This window comes from Aeromonas sp. QDB17, from assembly GCF_027705305.1.
Lineage (GTDB): Bacteria > Pseudomonadota > Gammaproteobacteria > Enterobacterales > Aeromonadaceae > Aeromonas > Aeromonas caviae.
Map to the genome: position 1 here is coordinate 29,721 of NZ_JAPDBP010000019.1, position 20,103 is coordinate 49,823.

Consider the following 20,103-nt stretch of genomic DNA (forward strand, 5'->3'; position numbering starts at 1 on the left):
ATCGCGCTGTCCAGCTGGCGGGTCTTGCGGCGAACGCTCTCTTGAGCGCGGCGCAGGATCCCACCAATAACAACCGGAAGCCATGTATGAATGCTCTCACCGCGGGTGCCCACGCCCTTCGTCACGACTGGACCCTGTCCGAGGTTCAGGATCTCTTTGCCCTGCCATTCAACGATCTGCTGTTCCAGGCCCAGACGGTGCACCGCGCCCATTTCGACCCGAACGAGGTGCAGGTAAGCACCCTGCTCTCCATCAAGACCGGGGCCTGCCCGGAAGATTGCAAATATTGTCCCCAGAGCGCTCGCTACCACACCGGGCTCGAGACCGAGCGGCTGATGGAGGTGGAAAAAGTGCTGGAGCGGGCCCGGGAGGCCAAGGCCAACGGCTCGTCCCGCTTCTGCATGGGGGCGGCCTGGCGCAACCCGAAAGAGAAGGACATGCCCTATATCCTGCGCATGATTGAAGAGGTGCGCGGGCTCGGCATGGAGACCTGCATGACGCTCGGGATGCTGACCGCCGATCAGGCGACGCGGCTCGGGGCTGCTGGGCTGGATTACTACAACCACAACCTCGACACCTCACCGGAGTTCTACGGCGACATCATCACCACCCGCACCTATCAGGACAGGCTCGACACCCTGGAGCATGTGCGCGGCGCCGGCATGAAGGTCTGCTCCGGCGGCATCGTCGGCATGGGTGAGCAGGCAAAAGATCGTGCGGGCCTCTTGATGGCGCTGGCCAACCTGCCGCGCCACCCGGAGAGCGTGCCCATCAACATGCTGGTCAAGGTGAAGGGGACGCCCCTGGAGAACCAGGAGAACCTGGACCCGTTCGAATTTATCCGCACCATCGCCGTGGCGCGCATCATGATGCCGGCCTCCCACGTGCGCCTCTCCGCCGGGCGGGAGAAGATGAACGAGCAGATGCAGGCCATGTGCTTTATGGCCGGGGCCAACTCCATCTTCTACGGCTGCAAGCTGCTGACCACCCCCAATCCGGACGAGAACAGCGACATGCAGCTCTTCAAGCGCCTTGGCATTCGCCCCGCCCAGCGGGCCCAGAAGCCGGATCAGGTTCAAGAGGAGGAGCTGCTGGCCGAGGTGAACCGCCAGAGCGAGCCGAGCGAACTCTTCTACGATGCCACCCGTTCCCGCGCAGATGTCCTCCGTCCATGATGACGCCCGTTGTTACCGGCCCCTTTGCCCTGGGGGAGGCGCTGGCCGAGCGTGAACAGGCCACCCTGCTGCGCCGACGCACCCCGGTGGATGTGGCGAGCGGTGGGCGGATCCGGGTCGGGGGGCGTGATTACCTCAACGTCTCTGGCAACGACTACCTGGGCCTTGCCGGTCACCCCGCCATCAAGGCCGCCTTCACGGCGGGGGTGGCGCAATATGGCGCGGGGGCAGGTGCCTCGCCCCTGGTGACCGGCTACAGCCGCGCTCACCAGGAGCTGGAAGAGACGCTTGCCGACTGGCTCGGCGTGGAGGCGGTGCTGCTGTTCAACTGCGGCTTCTCCGCCAATCAGGCGGTGCTCAAGGCCCTGCTCGGCAAGGATCACCTGCTGTGGCAGGACAGGCTCAACCACGCCTCCCTGCAGGAGATGGGGAGCCAGCTCCCCTGCAAGATGAAGCGCTTTTGCCACAACGACATGGCGGCCCTTGAGCGGCTGCTTGAGCCAAACCGGGGCCTGATGGTCTCGGAAGGGGTCTTTAGCATGGACGGGGATCAGGCCCCCTGGGCTGAGCTGGCCACACTCGCATCCCGAAGCGGCAACTGGCTGATGATTGACGATGCCCACGGCCTCGGCGTGCTGGGTGCCGAGGGGCGCGGCACCCTGGCGGCCCAGGGGGTGAACCCGGCCAGCGTGCACATCCAGATGGGGACCTTCGGCAAGGCGCTCGGGGTGGCCGGCGCCTTTGTGGGGGGCAGTCGCGAGCTGGTGGAGTACCTGGTCAATTTTGCCCGCCACTATGTCTACAGCACCCATATGCCCCCCGCCCAGGCGTGCGCCGTGCGCCAGAGCATCGAGCTGGTACGCGTAGCCGACGAGGCCCGTGCCCACCTGGCTCGCCTTGTCGCCCGGTTCCGGCAGGGGGCGCAGGCGCTCGGCTGGCGGCTTGGGGCAAGCGATACCCCCATCCAGCCGCTGCTGGTGGGGGAGAGCCTCGCTGCCCTGCAACTGGCCGAGCGGCTGCGGGAGTGCGGTGTCTGGGCCGGCGCCATCCGCCCGCCCACGGTGCCGGTCGGCACGGCGCGCCTTCGCATCACCCTGTGCGCCGCCCATGGCGAAGATGACGTGGATCGCCTGCTCGAGGCCCTGGGACCCCGCCCATCCACCGACGAGAGAGGGGGCGCCCATGGTGCATGAGCGTTTCCAGTCGGTGGACAAGGCACAGCTCGCCCGCCGCTTCGGGGCGGCGGCCCGCCACTATGACGCCCACGCCCGCTTCCAGCAGGAGGTGGGGCAGATGCTGCTGGCGCGCATGGACGAGGGGGGCGTGAAAGAGGTGCGCTCAGGGGCCGGGCTGGATCTGGGTTGCGGTACCGGTTTCTTCCTGCCTGCCCTGGCGCCGCGCTGCGAGACGCTGACCGGGCTGGATCTCGCTCCCGGCATGCTGGCCCAGGCGGCCCTTCGCGGCAGCGGAGCCCGCCTGGTGTGCGGCGATGCGGAGGGGCTGCCCTTTGCCGACCAGAGCCTGGACTGGGTTTTCTCCAGCCTGGCCCTGCAGTGGTGCGAGCGGCCGGCCCAGGCCTTTGCCGAGCTCAACCGGGTGCTCAAACCCGGTGGACAGGTCTTCTTCTCGACCCTGCTTTCGGGGTCACTGTGGCAACTGCGGGAGGCCTGGCGGGCCGTGGATGGTCGTGACCATGTCAATCGCTTCCTGACGTTGTCCCAGTTGCAGCAGGCGGCCCGTGACGGGGGCTTCGAGGCCCCGGCACTCTGCCCGCTGACCTGGTCCCTCGCCTACCCGGCGCTCAGCGGACTGCTGCGCGACCTCAAAGGGATAGGTGCGAGCCAGGTCAACGACGAGCGGTCTGCGGGCCTGGGTCATCGCCAGCGCCTGGTGCGACTGGGGGAGGCCTACGAGCGCCACCGTCAACCGGACGGCCTGCTGGCCGCCAGCTACGAGGTCTGCCTCGGGCGCCTGGTGCGACGCTGACACAAAAAGACCCGGTGCACCCACCCCTTCAGCGGCAGGACGCGCGCCTGCCTTTCACCATGGATATCGGGGCGCCTCTACGCCCCTGCACTGCATCGAGGAATCATCATGGGGACATCCTATTTCATCACGGGCACGGACACCGACGTGGGCAAAACCCTGGTGGCCCGCACCCTGTTGCTGGCGCTTGCCGCCAGAGGCATTCGCTGCGCCGGGTACAAACCGGTGTCGGCGGGCTGCACCCGCACCCCGGAGGGGCTTCGCAATCTGGATGCCTTGCTGTTGCAGCAGGCGGCCACGGTTGCGCTGCCCTACGAGCAGGTCAATCCCTATGCCTTCGAGCCGCCCATCGCCCCCCATATCGCCGCCCGTGAGCGGGGGGTGAGCATCCCCTTCGAGGGGCTGTCCGCCGGCTTGCGGGAGATTGAGGGAGCTGGGGCCGATCTCGTCATTGTCGAAGGGGCGGGGGGCTGGTTCCTGCCGCTGGATCATCAGCGTCTGCTCTCGGAGTGGGTCGCCCAGGAGCGGCTGCCGGTGATCCTGGTGGTGGGGGCCAGGCTGGGCTGCCTCAACCATGCCCTGCTCACCGTCAGCGCCATTCGCCAGCAGGGGTTGACCCTGGCGGGCTGGGTCATCAACCGGGTGGATCCGCACATGAGCCGCTACGAGGAGAACCTGGACACCTTGAAAGCCATGTTGCCGGCCCCATTTCTGGGGGAGCTCCCCTTCGTGGACGCGGTGAATGAGGTGGATTTGCACCACTGTCTCGATGTGTCGCCCTTGCTCTGAGGCCAGACATTCAGCAAACATTCATCGAGTCTGTCTATTATCTGGGGCAAGTGTGGCATCGGTCGCCCCTGGGGAGCCCCGAACCATGCATCCATATCTCACAAGGAGTCAATATGAAGCGAATTATGCTATTCCTGGTGACCAACCTGGCCGTCATGCTGGTGCTGGGGGTGGTACTCAATATCCTGTTCTCGGTTCTGGGGATCAACAAGTCCAGCATTTCCGGTCTGTTGGTGTTCTGTGCCGTGTTCGGTTTTGGGGGTTCCTTTATCTCCTTGCTGATGTCCAAGTGGATGGCCAAGCGCAGCTATGGCGTCCAGGTCATCGAGCAGCCCCGCAACGAGACCGAGCACTGGCTGGTGAGCACTGTTGCCCGTCAGGCCCGTGAGGCTGGCATCAAGATGCCGGAAGTGGGGATCTACGACTCCCCCGAGATGAACGCCTTTGCCACCGGCGCCCGCCGTGACGACTCCCTCGTCGCCGTCTCCTCCGGTCTGCTCTACAGCATGAGCCGCGACGAGGCGGAAGCCGTGCTGGCCCACGAGGTGAGCCACGTGGCCAACGGCGACATGGTGACCCTGACCCTGATCCAGGGGGTGGTGAACACCTTCGTGATGTTCTTCGCCCGCATCGTGGCCGGCGTCATCAGCAACTTCTTCAGCTCCAACAACGAGGAAGAGAGCAGCAGCACCGGCGGTTTCGCCTACATGATCACCGTGTTCGTGCTGGAGATGGTGTTCGGCGTGCTCGCCTCCATCATCGTCATGTGGTTCAGCCGTCAGCGCGAGTTCCGTGCCGACGCCGGTGCCGCCAAGCTGGCCGGCCGCGACAAGATGATTGCCGCGCTCCAGCGTCTCGCCCGCGGTGCCGAGCCGCAGATGGAGGGTTCCATGATGGCGTTCGGCATCAACGGCAAGCGCTCCATGAGCGAGCTGTTCATGAGCCACCCGCCCATCGAGCAGCGCATCGCCGCCCTGCGTGGCTGATAGCCAGTCATCTAAAGAAAACGGCTGCCCTCGGGCAGCCGTTTTGCATTCCGGGGACGGGGTTTTGCCCCCCGATCACCCTATTTGATCACCAGATCCGTCAGGGGTACGGCGCAGCAGGTGAGGATCTTGCCCTCGGCCCGCTCGGCGGCGCTGATGGCGGGGGCATCGGGGTGATCCACCTCGCCCGAGACCAGGGTCTGCTTGCAACTGCCGCAGATGCCGGCACGGCAGCTCCAGGGCAGCTCTACCCCCTGCTTGTTGGCCTGATCCAGCACGGTGCCCTGGTTGTTGCCCGCAAACTCCCGCTCACCGATACGCAGTTGCACCGCCTGATGGGGGCGGGCTACCGAGAGCAGTGCCCCGCCAAAGCTCTCCTGGCGGATGCGCCCGGCCGGTACGCCGAGGGCGCTCAACCGGTTGGCTGCATCGGCCATGAAGCCGTGGGGGCCGCAGATGAACACCTCCCGCTCCTGCAAACCCCGGATCCGGCCCAGGTGATCGTCATTCAGACGGCCGCTGAGCCCCTGCCAGTGTTTGTCAGGCTGGCTCAGGATCAGGGTGAGGGTCATTCCCTGCTGCGCCATGGTGTGCAACTCGCTGGCGGCAGGAATGTCTGCCTCGCTGCGACACAGGTGCATGAAGTGGACGTCACCGAGCTCCCCCCGTAGTGCCAGAGTGCGGGCAATGGAGAGCATGGGGGTGACACCGGATCCCGCCGAGAGCAGCAGCAGCCTGCGCTCGGACCCTAAGTGAAACTCGCCGGCCGGGGGGGCGGCCAGCAACCGGTCGCCCACTTTCAGCTCATGGTGCAGCCAGGGGGAGAGGCGGCCATCGGCCAGCTTCTTGACGCTGATGCTGTAACGCTCGGGCCGCTCCGGCGTGGAGCTCAGGGTGTAGCGGCGTTGAACCCGTGTGTTTTTGATATCGAGGCTGATGGGCAGGTGCTGGCCAGGCAGGTAGTCGGGCAGGGGCTCGCCGTCGGCGGCCTCGAACCAGAAGGTTTCCAGATCCCGGGCCAGGGGTTCCCGGGCGACGCACACCAGCTCCCGCTTTTTCGGGGCCGCGTTGGGGTAGACCGGCGCCCGGGCCCGCTCCAGCACCTCGATCTCGCTGCCCGCCTCAATCCACCCCTCGTTCAGGGCCACCAGATTCTGGCCGAAATAGACCTCACCATCTTCGCCACGGCGGTAGCGGGTGAGGGTGGCCAGCGGCTCTTTCAGGGCATTGAAGCGCTCCGTGCCTGCCTCCACCGTGGTCATGATGCAGCGGCTGCACGGCTTGTCCACCCGAAACTCCACCTCACCGATGCGGATCCGCTTCCAGCCATCCTCTTCGAAGGGGCGGGTGCCGCTCGCCACCAGGTTGGTACGAAACTGGCTCATCTGGTGCAAGGCATCGGATCTCAGGTTGAGATCCTCAAGGGAAGCCTGGCTGATGAGCAGCAAGGGGTAGCCGTCCGCAAAGCTCACCCGGGTGCCGGTCTTCTCCCGAAAACGATCGGATGCCTCCCCGAGCCAGAGCAGGCGCACCGGCTCCCTCGCCACCCGGCTCAGCCACTCATCGGCTTCGGGCCCGGTGTGCAGGGCGGTAAAGCGATCCCCCCAGACACCGGTGTGCTGAGGGGCGCGACTGAACGCCGCCTCCATGAGGGCAAGGGGGGGCAGACCCGGATAGCGCAGTTGCAGCCCCCCCTCGACGGGGGTGGCCACCACCTGCTGCAACTGGGGATGGGTGCGGGCGGTGATAAAGGTGCCATCCGGTTTGACCACCATGTAGCGGCGATCCCCGGCAAGTCCCTCCTGGGTCACCCGGGCGCGCTCCAGCGGCATGCCTGCCGTCGATTTGATGGGGTAGAGATGTATGCTGGCGAGGGTCGGCATGTCCTGGTCCTTGTGCTGTGGCGATTCCTGTGAAGAGGGGAAGATAACGATTCCTGTCCCGGGCGGCAATCTTCTCCTGCTGCCCACGTCGAGGACGGCGAGGGGGCTCGGGCGACAGGCCCGAATGGCTGCGGGGTGTGACGGGGATCCGGTTGTGAAGGGGGCGACCCATAAAGCGCAACATTTATTGATCCTGATCCACCATGTCGTACAAAAAACGGCCCATCATCGAGCCAGCTTCCAGTTTCTGACGCTTTCGCTTCTTCCCTCTCCGGCCACCGTCTGCCCAGGCAACACGGTATCAAGCGCATTCGGATGGGGCCTGTCACACAAAAAGAAGAAAGCAATGTATGAGCAAACAACTGGATATGACCCCACAGCCGGATCTCTCCCTGAAAACGGGAACAGGCCCGGTGCGTACCCGGCTACCCGTCTGGCGGCCGGCCCTGCCACCCTGCAATCACGCCTGCCCGGCCGGAGAAAATATCCAGGCCTGGCTCTCTTTGGCGCAGGCCGGTCGATTTGAGGCGGCCTGGCAACGATTGATCGAAGAAAATCCCCTGCCTGCAGTCCACGGGCGGGTCTGCTATCACCCCTGCGAGAGCGCCTGCAACCGTGGTCAGGTGGATGAGTCCGTCTCTATCCATGCCATCGAGCGTTTCCTCGGCGACGAGGCGCTGGCCCGGGGCTGGCAGCCTGCGCCCCCCGCACCCGCCAGCGGCAAGAAGGTGCTGGTGATCGGTGCCGGTCCCTCCGGCCTCGCCTGCGCCTGGCACCTCAATCGGCTCGGCCATCAGGTGGAGATCCGCGAAGCGGGGCCGCTGGCCGGCGGCATGCTGCGCTTCGGCATTCCCGCCTACCGCCTGCCCCGCGACGTGCTGGATCGGGAGGTGGCCCGCATCGTGGCGGCCGGGGTGACCCTGACTCTCAACCACAAGGTGGAGGATGTGCTGTGCGAGCGCGACGAGGGGGGCTTTGACGCCGTCTTCATGGCCATCGGCGCCCATCTGGCCAAGCGGGTCGACATTCCGGCCCGGGAGGCAGGCAAGATCCTCGATGCGGTGAGTTTCCTAGAACAGGCCAGTCTTGCCGAAGAACAGGGGTTGCCGCCCCCCAAACTGGGACGGCGGGTGGCCATCTACGGCGGCGGCAACACTGCCATGGATGCGGCCCGTACCGCTCGTCGCCTCGGGGTCGAGGAGGCGATGATCATCTACCGCCGCGACCGGGACCATATGCCGGCTCACGCCTTTGAAGCCGATGAGGCCGAGGAGGAGGGGATCAAGATCAACTGGCTGCGCACCATCCGCCAGCTCGACAACACCAACATCGAGGTGGAGGTGATGGCGCTGGATGCCGAGGGCAAGCCGGTGCCCACCGGCAAGTTTGAAACCCTCGAAGCGGACTCCCTCATTCTGGCGCTGGGTCAGGAGGTCGACCTCTCTGTGCTGGAGAGCATCCCCGGCGTGCGGGTCAACAAGGAGGGGGTGGTGCAGGTTGGCGAGAACCTGATGACGGATGTGCCGGGCCTCTTTGCCGGCGGTGACATGGTGCCCTCCGAGCGCACCGTCACCATCGCCACTGGCCACGGCAAGAAGGCGGCGCGCCATATGGATGCCTGGCTGCGTGGTCGCCTCTACCACAAGCCGCTCTCCCATTTGCAGGCAGGGAAGCCGCTGGTGGGGCCCGAGCAGTTGCAGCTCTGGTTCCAGACCCACGCCCCGGCCAGCAGTCAGCCGGTCAAACCGCCCTCGGCGCGGGACGACTTTGGCGAGATCATCGGCGGGCTGGATGAGGTGGCCGCCCGCTACGAGGCGGCGCGCTGCTACTCCTGCGGCAACTGCTTCGAGTGTGACGGTTGCTATGGCAGCTGCCCCGAGCAGGCCATCGCCAAGCTGGGGCCGGGTCTGGGGTATCGGGTGGATGCCGAGCGCTGCACCGGTTGCGGTGCCTGCCATGACCAGTGTCCCTGCCACGCCATCGAGTTGCGCCAACCGGAGGAGTCCCAATGAAACATGAATTGATCATGGTCGACGGCAACGAAGCCGCGGCCCGGGTGGCGTATCAGCTGAGCGAAGTGTGTGCCATCTACCCCATCACCCCGAGCTCGACCATGGCCGAACTGGCCGACGCCTGGGCGGCACAGGGGCAGACCAACCTGTGGGGCAACATCCCCACGGTGGTGGAGATGCAGAGCGAAGGGGGAGCGGCCGGCACGGTACACGGCGCCCTGCAGGCAGGGGCGCTGGCCACCACCTTTACCGCCAGTCAGGGGCTGATGCTGATGCTGCCCAACATGTACAAGATCGCCGGGGAATTGACCTCGGCGGTGTTCCATGTGGCGGCCCGATCCTTGGCGGCGCAGGGGCTGTCGATTTTTGGCGACCATCAGGACGTGATGGCGGCGCGCAGCACCGGCTTTGCCATGCTCGCCTCCGGCTCGGTGCAGGAGGCGCAGGACCTGGCCTTGGTTGCCCACAGCGTCACCCTCCAGTGCCGGGTGCCCTTCATCCACTTCTTCGACGGGTTCCGTACCTCCCACGAGGTGAACAAGATCACCGCATTGCATAAAGACGAGATCCGGGCGCTGATCGACAACGACTGGGTGCGCGCCCACCGTGCCCGGGCGCTCAACCCGGATCATCCGGTGATGCGCGGCACCGCCCAGAACCCCGACACCTATTTCCAGTCCCGCGAGAGCGTCAACCCCTTCTACGAGGCGGTGCCGGCGCGGGTGCAGCAGTGCATGGAGAGCCTCGGTGAGCTGACCGGCCGCCACTACCAGCTGGTGGAGTACCACGGCGCGCCCGATGCCACCGACGTCATCGTGCTGATGGGCTCGGGGGCGGCCACCGCCCGCACCACCGTGGATTGGCTCAACCGGCAGGATCGCAAGACCGGGGTGCTGGTCATTCGCCTCTATCGTCCCTTCCCGGTACAGGCGCTGCTCGATGCGCTGCCCGTGAGCGTGCGTCGCATGGCGGTGCTGGATCGCACCAAGGAGCCGGGGGCAGGGGGCGAGCCGCTGCTGCTGGATGTGCAGAGCGCGCTGATCGACGGTTTGCAGCGCGGCCTTATCAAGCGGCTGCCGTGGCTGAGCGGTGGCCGCTATGGCCTCTCTTCCAAGGAGTTCACCCCTGCCATGTGCGCGGCCGTGTTCGAGGAGCTGGCCTCCGATGCGCCGCGTCCGCGCTTTACGGTGGGGATCGTCGATGATGTGTCGGGCCTCAGTCTGGCCTGGCACCCCATCGGCGATCTGGAACCCGCCAGCCGGGTACGGGCGCTCTTCTTCGGCCTTGGTGCCGATGGCACGGTGGGCGCCAACAAGAACAGCATTAAGATCATCGGTGAACTGGAGGGGTTCCACGCTCAGGGCTACTTCGTCTACGACTCCAAGAAGTCGGGTTCGCGTACCGTCTCCCACCTGCGCTTTGGCCCCGAGCCCATCGACGCCCCCTGGCTTATCGAGCAGGCGAGCTTTATCGGTTGCCACCAGTGGGGCTTCGCCCTGTCGGTCGATCTGCTGGAACATGCCGCAGAAGGGGCGACCCTGCTGCTCAATGCTCCCTATGAGCCTGACCGGGTCTGGGCCGAGCTGCCCGAGCGGCTGCGCGCCCGCATCCGCGCCCTCGATATCCAGCTCTATTGCATCGATGGCGATCGGGTGGCCGAGCGCAACGGCATGGGCAATCGTATCAACACCATCATGCAGACCTGTTTCTTCGCGCTGGCTGGCATCTTGCCGCGGGATGAGGCGATTGCGCTGATCAAGGAGAGCATCGAGAAGAGCTATGCCCGCAAGGGGCCCGAGGTGGTCGAGCGCAACTTCGCGGCGGTGGACGACACCCTGGCTCATCTCCATCAGGTGGCCATCCCGGCCGGTGAGGAGCAGATCAGCGACTATCCGCTGCCATTGGCTCCCGGCGGCAGCGAGTTTGTCCAGCGGGTCACTGGCGAGATGCTGGCGGGGCGCGGCGATCGTATCCCTGTCTCCATGCTGCCGGTGGATGGCACTTACCCCACCGCCACCAGCCGCTTCGAGAAGCGGGATATCGCCCGCGAGATCCCGATTTGGCATTCGGACATCTGCATCCAGTGCGGCAACTGCGTCTTTGTCTGCCCCCATGGGGCGCTGCGGGCCAAGTTCTACCATCAGGACTGGCTGGCGACCGCCCCCGAGGCAGCGCAATCGGTGCCCGTTACCGCCAGGGGTTTCCCCGACAGCCGCTACACCTTGCAGCTCTATCCGGAAGATTGCACCGGCTGCGGCCAGTGCGTGCAGGCTTGTCCGGTGCGGGCCGGGGCTGATGAGGAACACGAGGGCGAGCGCGCCATCGCCATGATGGACAAGGCCCCCCATCTGGCTGGTCAGAAACAGGCGCTGCGCTGGTTCGAGAGCCTGCCCTGGCCTGCTCGCGAGCGGGTGGATTTTTCCACCGTGCGCGGTACCCAGTTCCTCGAACCCCTGTTCGAGTTCTCCGGCGCCTGCGCCGGCTGTGGCGAGACCCCCTACCTCAAGCTGCTGACCCAGTTGTTTGGGGATCGCATGCTGGTGGCCAACGCCACCGGCTGCTCCTCCATCTACGGCGGCAACCTGCCGACTACGCCATGGGCCAAGAACGGCGAAGGGAAGGGGCCGGCCTGGTCGAACTCATTGTTCGAGGACAACGCCGAGTTTGGCTTTGGTTTTCGTCTCACTGCCGATCAGCATCACGGTCAGGCGGTGGCGGCCCTCGAAGCGATGAAGGGGGAGCTGGGCCCAGAGCTGGTCGATACCCTGATTAGCGCCCCGCAGCGGCTGGAATCGGAGATCCGCGCCCAGCGTACCCGGGTCGCGCAAGTGCGGGAGCGGCTGGAAGAGGTGAAATCCGGCAAGGCTCGCGAGCTGCTCTCCTTGATTGATCAGCTGGTGCGCCGCTCGGTCTGGATAGTGGGCGGCGATGGCTGGGCCTATGACATCGGCTCGGCGGGGCTCGACCATGTGCTCGCCTCCGGCCGCGACGTGAACGTGCTGGTGATGGATACCGAGGTCTACTCCAACACCGGCGGTCAGATGTCGAAATCGACCCCGCTCGGTGCCGTCGCCAAGTTCGCGGCGGGGGGCAAGGCGCTGGCCAAGAAGGATGTGGCGTTGCAGGCCATCTCCTACGGCAACGTCTATGTTGCCCGCATCGCCTTTGGTGCCAACCCGCAGCAGGCGCTACAGGCCTTGCGGGAAGCGGAAGCCTATCCGGGCCCGTCCCTTATCATCGCCTACAGCCACTGCATCGCCCACGGCATCGACATGGAGCAGGGATTGGCCCAACAGAAGCGTGCGGTCGATTCGGGCCACTGGCCGCTGATGCGCTACAACCCGGTACTGCGCAGCGCCGGGCAGAACCCCTTCAGCCTCGACAGCCTGCGCCCCTCCATCCCCCTTGCCGAATATCGGCAGCAGGAGACCCGTTATCGGGTGCTGGCCCAGAGCCATCCTGAAGAGGCACAGCGGCTGATGCAGGTGGCGCAACAAGTGGCGTGGCAGAAGTGGGCCACCTACGAGGAGATGGCCACCCGCGAAGCCAGCCATTTCCATCCGCCGGTGTGATCATGGGATGAAACAGGTAAGACAAAGCGGGCCATTGGCCCGCTTCGTTTTCCGGTGCCAAGGGAAGTGGCCGTTGCCGCGCCTTGGGGCGGTCAATAAAAAGCCCGGCGTCGGGCCGGGCTGGCAGGATAAGTTGCTTATCCAGGTATTCGTCGAGGCGTCTAGTGTGGATGTTGTTTGAGGATGTCGTATATCTCCTCTTTCAGTTTAAGTTTCTGTTTTTTCAGATCCTTCACCTCGGAGCTGTAGTCGCTGGCGTGGTGTTTCTCCAGCTTTCTGATCTCCGCATCCAGGTCGTTGTGCAAGTCAAACTTCTTCTGGAAATGGACATCACTGCTCTTCAGTTTCGAGATGAGATCTCTGTACTCCGGAAACATGTAATGAAGCCTCCTTGTTGTCGTTTGATTGTGCCTGCAAGACCAAAGTACCCCTTACTGCCGGGGAGAAACGTGATCCCGATCCAATTCGGGGCCACGGATTTGCTGCATGGGAAGGGCGAGTTTTAACTGTTTGAATTACAAGATGATTGCCTGCTGACCCAGGGACCGCAGAGGAAAGAAGCGGGATCCGCTTCACATTCGGGAGGGGGGGGCTGCAACGGGGCGGGCAACAGAAAGGGGCGCGAGGCCCCTGACTGGAAACGGGTGAGCCGTTTACTCTTTTTTCTTTTTCTTCTCGGGCAGGGGCTTGCCGTCTCTGGCAATCACCTTGCCTGCCTCGAAACCGATCTGCGCCGCCAGCTCTTCCAGATCCGGCGCCTTGGCTTCGTTGCCGATGGCGTACTGGTAGTTGGCGATGGAGATCTTCTCCGCCACCGGTGTGCCCGGGACGATGGGTTCGCGCCAGCCCTGACCGATGTGGGCCACCAGGGTGCCGTTCATGATGAGCTCGCCGACGATCTCCTGGGTGGGGATGCCCTTGCCGTAGGTGAGGCCCTGCGGGTGCTTCTTGCCGACCAGGGGCTCTTGGCTTGCGGGCATCAGCTTGGTGCGGATCAGCCACTTGGGCGATTTGGTCTTGCCCACCGCCTTGCCGGTCTGGTACTCGTTGATCTTGATGGTCTTGATCATCTGGGCCGTGAACTCCTTGGTCAGGGCCTTCTGGGCTTCGCTGGTCTCGTCGATGACGATGGGGGCCACATACCAGGTCTGGGGAGCCTGCGCCTTGGGGGTCGCCGGGGCGGTTTGCGCCATGGCGAGCGGGCTGAGCAGGATGGCCGTCAACAAGAGTCCGATTTTCTTCATGGTGATTCCGCTTATGTTTCGACAAGAATTTTGTTTTGCCAGCGACGACTGCGCCAGCGCCAGAACATGGCCAGACCGCGCACCCACTCGTCGCAGGCGAGGGCCAGCCAGATGCCTACCAGGCCATAGCCCTGCATGATACCAAGGAAATAGGCCAGGGGAACGGCAATGCCCCACATGGAGACGAGCGCCATGTAGAGCGGGAAACGGGCATCCCCGGTGGCGCGCAGGGCGTTGATCACCACCAGATTGAAGGTGCGACCGGGTTCGAGGATGAGGCTGATGAGGAAGAGCTGCGCCACCTGGGTGATGATGTCGGCGTCGTCGGTGAACAGGCTGATGATGGCGCGGCCGTTCAGGGCGGCGGCGATGGCGATGGCGGCGGTGACGATGAGGCCGAGTTTCAGGCTCTTCATCAGTTGGCGATAGGCCTGATCGAAGCGTCGGGCCCCCGCCAGGTGGCCGATGATGATCTCGTTGCCAAGGCCGATGGAGAGGCCGAACAACAGGATGAACAGGCAGATCTGGAAGAAGTAGGACTGGGTCGCCAGCGCCTTGTCGCCAAGCAGGCCGACGAAGGCGGTCACCACCATGAACTGCAGCATCCAGGAGAGGTTCTCCCCCGCCGCCGGCAGACCGATGTGCAGCACCTTGTCCAGCATGGCGCGGCTTGGGCGGACGATCTCGGGCAGACGCAGCCGGATGCCGGTCTTGCGCGCCACCAGCCATACCAGCAGCACCACCCCGACGATGCGCCCCGCCACCGTGCTGATGGCGACCCCGGCGACCCCGAGCTGGGGCAGGCCGAACCAGCCATAGAGCAGCAGCAGGTTGCCGACGAAGGTGATGAGGTTGACGATGAGGGTCACGTACATGGCCTGGCGGGTGTGGCCGTGGGCACGCAGGGTGGCGGCCAGGCAGAGGGCCGCCGCCTCCGGCAGCAGGCAAAGCCCGATGATCTGCAGGTAGAGGCTGCCGTCGCTCATCAGGTGGGCAGGCAGGTTCATCAGCGCCAGCATGGTGCCGGCCCCCACCATGACGCCGACCGCGGCCACCAGTCCCACCAGCAGGTTGAAGCCGATGGCGGTGTGGATGACGACGCGGGCTTTTTCCTTGTCTCCCGCCCCCAGATACTGGGTGATCACCACGCTGGTGCCGATGCTGACGAAGCTGAACAGGGTGATGGCGAGATCGAAGACCTGGTTGCCCACCGCGAGGGCCGCCACCCCCTGATAGGAGACGTGGCCCACCATGAAGGTGTTGAGGGCCCCGGTCAGAAAGTGAAGGGCCAGATCGATGAACAGTGGCCAGGTCAGGGCGAAGAGGGAGCCCGGGCCCGCGTGGGATTGAGTCTGCATGGGATATCCAGGTGCTGGCGATGGCCCTCGTCAGGGCCAACTGGAGGGGCATTTAACACCAAGCGGGGGCGGGGTGCAATCCTGGTCGCAGGAGGAGGGGACCTGCGACCAGGGGATGTCTCTCAGACCGGCGTGGCGCCGGCCTCCTGCTCGCTGGGGCGGGTGAGGCGCGCCGAGTCGGGCAGGTCGTCATCGTGCGGCCAGCGGGTGAGCAGGGCATCCGTGGTGCTCTCCACCCCCTCGTCGTCCCGGAACACCGGCTCCCGGTAGCAGCGGGTCATGCGCAGGGCCTGGTACATGTCGGGGCAGAGGATGATGCCATCCTCGCCGACCCGGATCCCCGCCTGTTTGAACCACTGGCTCATCTGGCCGTGTCGACCGGCCATCACCATGTGGATGCCGCGCCGCTTGAGCTCCTTGTGCAGCTCTCCCACCATGCTCATCACGCTGATGTCCTGATGGGTGAAGCAGGCCACCGCATCCACCACCAGGCACCTGGGATTGTGGGGATCCTGCACCAGCAGTGCCAGCACCCGCCGTTTGAAGTAGGGGGCGTTGAAGTAGGTGAGCGGGGAGTTGAAGCGGTAGACCAGGATGCCGGGAATCGCCTTGGCCTGCTCGTTGTCCCCCAGGGTGCGCACCACGCCCTCGTCGTCCATGCCGAGCAGCTGGTCGGTGGGGCGCATCACGTTGCGCAGGAACTGGAACAGCCCCAGCAGGACCGCGAGGGTGATGCCCGGAATGACCCCCATGGTGAGCACGCTGACAAAGGTCACCAGGGCGAGCCAGAAGGCGGCGCGGTCCGAGTCGCGCAGAGCCCAGAGGCCGCGAAAATCCGTCAGCGACAGGGAGGCCATCACCAGCACCACGCCGAGGGCGGCGGTGGGAATGTATTGCAGCGGCGCCGTCAGGTAGAAGGTGACCAGGGCGATGACGGCGGCGGCGATGATGGAGACCAGCTGGCTCTTGCCGCCGTTGGCGTCGTTGACTGCGGTACGCGAATCCGCCCCGCTGATGGCAAACCCCTGGGAGGCGGCGGCGGCCAGGTTCGCCATGCCCAGCGCCCTAAACTCCTTGTCCGCATCAATCTCGTAGCCATTCTTGGCGGCGAAGCTGCGGGCGGTGAGCATCATGGAGACGAAGCTCACCATGGCGAGGTTGAGGGCGGGCAGCACCAGCTCACGGATAAGCCCGGGGGGAAAGTCCGGCATCTGGAAGGCGGGCAGCCCCGAGCCGATGGTCCCCAGGGTGGCGATGTCGACGCGGCCGAGATTGAACAGCCACACCAGGGCCGCCGTCACCACCATGGCCACCATGGAGGAGGGCCAGGCCGGTCTGTAGCGCTTGGCCAGCAGCAGGGTGAGCAGGGCCGTCAGGCTCATGGCCAGGGTGGGCAGATGGGTCTGGGTAATGTAGCTGGTGCCGTTCAGGATCCGCTCTATCAGGTAGCGCTCGCTGAAGGTGAAGCCGAAGATCTTGGAGAGCTGGCCCACCATGATGGTGATGGCCACCCCGTTGAGCAGCCCCATCAGGATGGGGCGGGAGAGAAAGTCTGCCAGCACCCCCAGCTTGAAGCGGCTGGCGATGAGGCACCAGAAGCCGGTCATGGCGGTCATGGTCATCACCAGTTGCCAGTGACGGGTGGGATCCCCGGCGGCGAGCGGCGTTACCACGGCGGCGATCACCGCGCAGGTGGCGGCATCCGGACCGACGATGAGCTGACGGGAGGTGCCAAAGAGGGCATACACCACCATGGGCAGGATGCAGGAGTAGAGGCCGACGATGGCGCCCACCCCGGCGAGCTCCGAATAGGCGATGGCCACGGGCAGGGCCACGGCCGCGACCGAGAGGCCAGCGCGAAGATCCGGCATCAGCCAGGCCCGCTGGTATTGCAGCAAGGCGGCGAGCCCCGGCAGCCAGCGCTCGAGAGAGAAGAAGTCGCGCATTATTTAACCCATTGAGTTACAAACATCTTTTTCTTAGTGTGCCCAAGGTTGTCGACCCTTTGCAATCCGCTCATGGCCAGTTCACCACAAGGTCAGGCCAGATGCGTTGCCACTCCTTGGCCCTGACTCGTTCGCTAAAGATACGGCTCTCCTGGCGACAGCGCGGATTGGGGCTCACCACCAGGGACCAGTTGGGGGCAAAGCCGTAGGGGGCCAGCCACTCGAACGCATCATCTGCCAGCAGGCGGACCCCGATGCAGGTGGGTATCTCCACCCAGTGGCTGAGGGCCGAGAGCGAGCTGGCAAAAGGAGGCACCTGCTGGCGCAGATGCATGCGGGCCTGGTTGCGCACCTCCCACTGCTGGCCCGGCATCCTGGCGGCGAGCCAGGCTTCGTGATCGGCCTCCTTCAATCCAGTCGGATCAGCGCTGTCCAGATAGATAAGATCGATGTCGTTGAGCGGGGTGGGCTCGGCCTTGTGATGGAGGTGATCCCAGATGAGGTTGCGCACAAACCCCGCCCCCAGGGCCCAGTCGGGCAGAGCCAGCTCCCGCGCAGCCCGGAGGCAATCCATGCGCGGGTGATCAGCTCGCAGCAGGGCCTCGGTGCAGGCTCGCAGGTGTGCCTCCTGCAGCGCCGCGGCTTCAACCGGCATTGCGGCGCAACCAGACGTCGATGTAGCTGCAGCTCGGCACTATGGTGAGCCCCTCAGAGAGGGCCCAGTCGTAGAAGCGGCGGGCCAGCCTGTCGGCAATCCCCTGTCCGCGCAGCTCGGGGGGAACCTGGGTGCTGTAGGCGTCCACCGTGGTGGCGTCCAGCCGGCGATAGGCAAGGCGGGAGAGCTTGCCGTCCACGGTGCAGACAAACTGCTGCTGATCGGCCTGGTGAAGGATGTCGCTCATCGGGAGTCCTCTCTGGGTGAATGGGAAGATCAGAACATGGCGGACAGGGTTTGCCAACGCCATTCTTTGCGCCCATGGCGGGCTCGCTTACACTGGCCAGCCTGCGAATGGTCGCAAGGCAAGGTATAGAACATTGAGAGAGGATGGATCCGTCATGGCCTTCGCCACCCTGGACGATCTGATAGGCAACACCCCGCTGCTGGCGCTGCGCCGCATCAATCCGCACCCCGGCGTCACCCTGCTGGCGAAGCTGGAGGGCAACAACCCCGCCGGCTCCGTCAAGGACAGGGCGGCGCTGAACCTCATCAGGCAGGCAGAGGCGAGTGGTCACTTAGCGCCAGGAGCCCGGCTCATCGAGGCCACCTCCGGCAATACCGGCATCGCGCTGGCCATGGTGGCGGCGTCCCGGGGTTACCGGATGCGACTCATCATGCCGAGCAACATGAGCCAGGAGCGGCGCGACGCCATGCAGGCCTACGGCGCCGAGCTGGTGCTGGTGGAAGAGGGCATGGAAGCGGCGCGAGACCTCGCCCTGGCCATGCAGGCGCGGGGGGAGGGGCTGGTGCTCGATCAGTTCAACAACCCCGCCAACCCGGATGCCCACTACCGCTCCACCGGCCCCGAGATCTGGCGCCAGAGCGGCGGGGTGGTCACTCACTTCGTCTCGGCCATGGGCACCACGGGCACCATCATGGGGGTCTCCCGCTACCTCAAGGAGCAGAACCCGGCGGTGGCGGTGATCGGCCTGCAACCGGCCGAGGGGAGCCAGATCCCCGGCATTCGTCGCTGGCCCGAGGCCTACCGGCCCGCCATCTTCGAGCCTGCGCGGGTCGATGGGGTACTGGATGTGACGCTCGACGAGTCCCTCGTCATGATGCGCCGCCTGGCGCGGGAGGAGGGGATCTGCTGCGGCGTCAGCTCGGGTGGCGCCGTGGCCGGGGCCTTGCGGGTGGCGGCAGAGATCGGGCAGGGGGTGGTGGTGGCGATCATCTGCGATCGGGGGGATCGCTATCTCTCCACCGGGGTCTTCACCCCCGATGCCTGACGGGCAAGGGGCCTGCTACTCCCAGGCCCGCTCCAGCAGGGCCAGCAGCTGGTCCCTGTCCGCATCCTTGCGGTTGTAGAGCAGGGCGCCGTCGTTGATGGCGAGATCCCGGATCCCGGGCAGCAGCGTCTTGTCGGTGAGGCCCGCCTCCCGCAGGGTGCGGGGCAGCTTGACCGTCTGCCACAGGGTATCGCGCAGTGCCTGCAACGCCTCGATGGTGGCCTGGGGTCTCCCCTCGGCCGGGGTCGCGGCAAAGCGCTCCGGACCCACCAGGGGCAGCAGCAGGCGGGCGAGCTCGGGGTCGATGCCGGGCCGGTTGTAGTCGAGCACGGTGGGCAGGAAGAGGTTCATACAGAGGCCATGGGGCAGGTGGCAGCGCGCCCCCAGACTGTGGCCAAGAGCGTGCACCAGCCCCACCATGGAGTTGGAAAACACCATGCCCGCCAGGGTGGAGCCCTCCGCCAGTTGCAGCCGCAGACCCTTGTCTGTCGGGTGGGCCAGCACCCTGGGCAGGGCGGTGGCAATCTTCTCCACCGCCATCAGGGCCAGGGCGTCACTGACCGGGTTCTTGCCGTTGCCGATGAAGGCCTCGATGGCGTGGGTCATGGCATCCATGGCGGTGGCGGCGGTGATGGGCAGCGGCAGCCCCAGGGTGAGGCGGGGATCCAGCACCGCCAGCCGGGGCAGCAGGAAGGGGGAGGTGAAGGGCACCTTGCGCCCGCTCCCTTCGTCCTTGATCACCGCCACCAGGGTCACTTCGGAGCCGGTCCCCGCCGTGGTGGGGACCACCGCCAGGGGGTTGAGGGGATGGGTCAGGCAATCCGCTCCGGCATAATCGAGCAGCCGCTCGCCCCCCAGGGTCGCCAGTATGTTCACCGCCTTGGCGGTGTCGATGACGGAGCCGCCGCCAAGGGCGAGCAGGCTGTCACAGCCCAGCTCCCGGTAGTGGCGGGCGATCCGCTCCACCACGGCGGTGGAGGAGTCCGCCGGGATCTCGTCCCAGATGGCGGCGACCGGCAAGGCCCCTTCGGCCATCACATCGGCCAGCAGGGTGGCGAGCCCGCTGCCGCTGACCCCCTTGTCGGTGAGAAGCAAGGGGCGGCCAGCTCCCAATCCCCTCAGGGCATCCGGCAACTGTTCCAGTGCCTGCTCCCCCGCCATCAGCTTGACCGGGCAGAAAAAATCGTAATAACGGCTCATCCCGT

At 65.6% G+C, this 20,103-nt stretch carries 16 protein-coding genes; 8 read left to right on the forward strand and 8 right to left on the reverse strand.

The features are described from left to right. The first annotated feature begins 86 nt into the window (after positions 1-86). The 5 genes from bioB to htpX all read left to right on the forward strand — a co-directional run bounded on the left by bioB (position 87) and on the right by htpX (position 4,936). Entirely contained in the window at positions 87-1,175 is a 1,089-nt protein-coding gene (gene bioB / locus OKC41_RS15820) for a biotin synthase BioB (RefSeq protein WP_201894907.1), read from the forward strand. Next, positions 1,172-2,368, forward strand: a complete 1,197-nt coding sequence (gene bioF / locus OKC41_RS15825; protein ID WP_201894906.1) for an 8-amino-7-oxononanoate synthase — start codon at positions 1,172-1,174, stop codon at positions 2,366-2,368. The genes bioB and bioF overlap by 4 nt, the downstream gene beginning before the upstream one ends. Further along, on the forward strand, positions 2,358-3,161 hold the full coding sequence (bioC, locus tag OKC41_RS15830) for a malonyl-ACP O-methyltransferase BioC (protein ID WP_201894905.1): 804 nt from the start codon (positions 2,358-2,360) through the stop codon (positions 3,159-3,161). The genes bioF and bioC overlap by 11 nt, the downstream gene beginning before the upstream one ends. Before the next feature lie 108 nt (positions 3,162-3,269). Further along, on the forward strand, positions 3,270-3,950 hold the full coding sequence (bioD, locus tag OKC41_RS15835; protein ID WP_041212695.1) for a dethiobiotin synthase: 681 nt from the start codon (positions 3,270-3,272) through the stop codon (positions 3,948-3,950). Positions 3,951-4,063: 113 nt separating this feature from the next. Then, positions 4,064-4,936, forward strand: coding sequence for a protease HtpX (gene htpX / locus OKC41_RS15840; RefSeq protein ID WP_010674070.1), 873 nt, complete (start codon positions 4,064-4,066; stop codon positions 4,934-4,936). A gap of 80 nt (positions 4,937-5,016) precedes the next feature. On the opposite strand, the gene OKC41_RS15845 is transcribed toward htpX, so the two are convergent. Beyond that, positions 5,017-6,819, reverse strand: a complete 1,803-nt coding sequence (locus OKC41_RS15845) for an MOSC N-terminal beta barrel domain-containing protein (RefSeq protein WP_201894904.1) — start codon at positions 6,817-6,819, stop codon at positions 5,017-5,019. A gap of 350 nt (positions 6,820-7,169) precedes the next feature. Here OKC41_RS15845 and OKC41_RS15850 point away from each other — a divergent pair, with 350 nt between their 5' ends. Both OKC41_RS15850 and nifJ read left to right on the forward strand, forming a co-directional pair. Then, positions 7,170-8,831 carry an NAD(P)-binding protein gene (locus tag OKC41_RS15850; RefSeq protein WP_201894903.1) on the forward strand — a complete coding sequence of 554 codons (1,662 nt, stop codon included), beginning with the start codon at positions 7,170-7,172 and terminating at the stop codon, positions 8,829-8,831. Continuing rightward, positions 8,828-12,403, forward strand: a complete 3,576-nt coding sequence (nifJ, locus tag OKC41_RS15855; protein ID WP_201894902.1) for a pyruvate:ferredoxin (flavodoxin) oxidoreductase — start codon at positions 8,828-8,830, stop codon at positions 12,401-12,403. Before OKC41_RS15850 ends, nifJ begins: the two co-directional genes overlap by 4 nt. Positions 12,404-12,564: 161 nt before the next feature. Here the strand turns inward: nifJ and OKC41_RS15860 are convergent, their stop codons facing one another. The 6 genes from OKC41_RS15860 to OKC41_RS15885 all read right to left on the reverse strand — a co-directional run bounded on the left by OKC41_RS15860 (position 12,565) and on the right by OKC41_RS15885 (position 17,853). Beyond that, the gene (locus tag OKC41_RS15860) at positions 12,565-12,780 is read right to left on the reverse strand and encodes a YdcH family protein (protein ID WP_005313020.1); all 216 of its coding nucleotides are present in this window, start codon (positions 12,778-12,780) and stop codon (positions 12,565-12,567) included. 276 nt (positions 12,781-13,056) lie between these two features. Further along, positions 13,057-13,647 (reverse strand): hypothetical protein, encoded by a 591-nt coding sequence (locus OKC41_RS15865; RefSeq protein WP_039039859.1) that lies wholly within the window; start codon positions 13,645-13,647, stop codon positions 13,057-13,059. 11 nt (positions 13,648-13,658) lie between these two features. Then, positions 13,659-15,005, reverse strand: coding sequence for an MATE family efflux transporter (locus OKC41_RS15870; RefSeq protein ID WP_201894901.1), 1,347 nt, complete (start codon positions 15,003-15,005; stop codon positions 13,659-13,661). 122 nt (positions 15,006-15,127) lie between these two features. Continuing rightward, on the reverse strand, positions 15,128-16,951 hold the full coding sequence (locus OKC41_RS15875) for a SulP family inorganic anion transporter (RefSeq protein WP_039039857.1): 1,824 nt from the start codon (positions 16,949-16,951) through the stop codon (positions 15,128-15,130). 70 nt (positions 16,952-17,021) lie between these two features. Continuing rightward, positions 17,022-17,606 carry a nucleotidyltransferase family protein gene (locus tag OKC41_RS15880; protein ID WP_039039856.1) on the reverse strand — a complete coding sequence of 195 codons (585 nt, stop codon included), beginning with the start codon at positions 17,604-17,606 and terminating at the stop codon, positions 17,022-17,024. Beyond that, positions 17,596-17,853, reverse strand: a complete 258-nt coding sequence (locus OKC41_RS15885) for a GNAT family N-acetyltransferase (protein WP_039039855.1) — start codon at positions 17,851-17,853, stop codon at positions 17,596-17,598. The genes OKC41_RS15880 and OKC41_RS15885 overlap by 11 nt, the downstream gene beginning before the upstream one ends. Positions 17,854-18,007: 154 nt before the next feature. On the opposite strand from OKC41_RS15885, the gene cysM reads away from it, so the two are divergent. Beyond that, positions 18,008-18,898 carry a cysteine synthase CysM gene (cysM, locus tag OKC41_RS15890; protein ID WP_270672153.1) on the forward strand — a complete coding sequence of 297 codons (891 nt, stop codon included), beginning with the start codon at positions 18,008-18,010 and terminating at the stop codon, positions 18,896-18,898. A gap of 15 nt (positions 18,899-18,913) precedes the next feature. Here the strand turns inward: cysM and OKC41_RS15895 are convergent, their stop codons facing one another. After that, positions 18,914-20,098: an iron-containing alcohol dehydrogenase gene (locus OKC41_RS15895; protein WP_201894899.1), complete on the reverse strand. Its 1,185-nt coding sequence runs from the start codon at positions 20,096-20,098 to the stop codon at positions 18,914-18,916. Between the last annotated feature and the right edge of the window lie 5 nt (positions 20,099-20,103).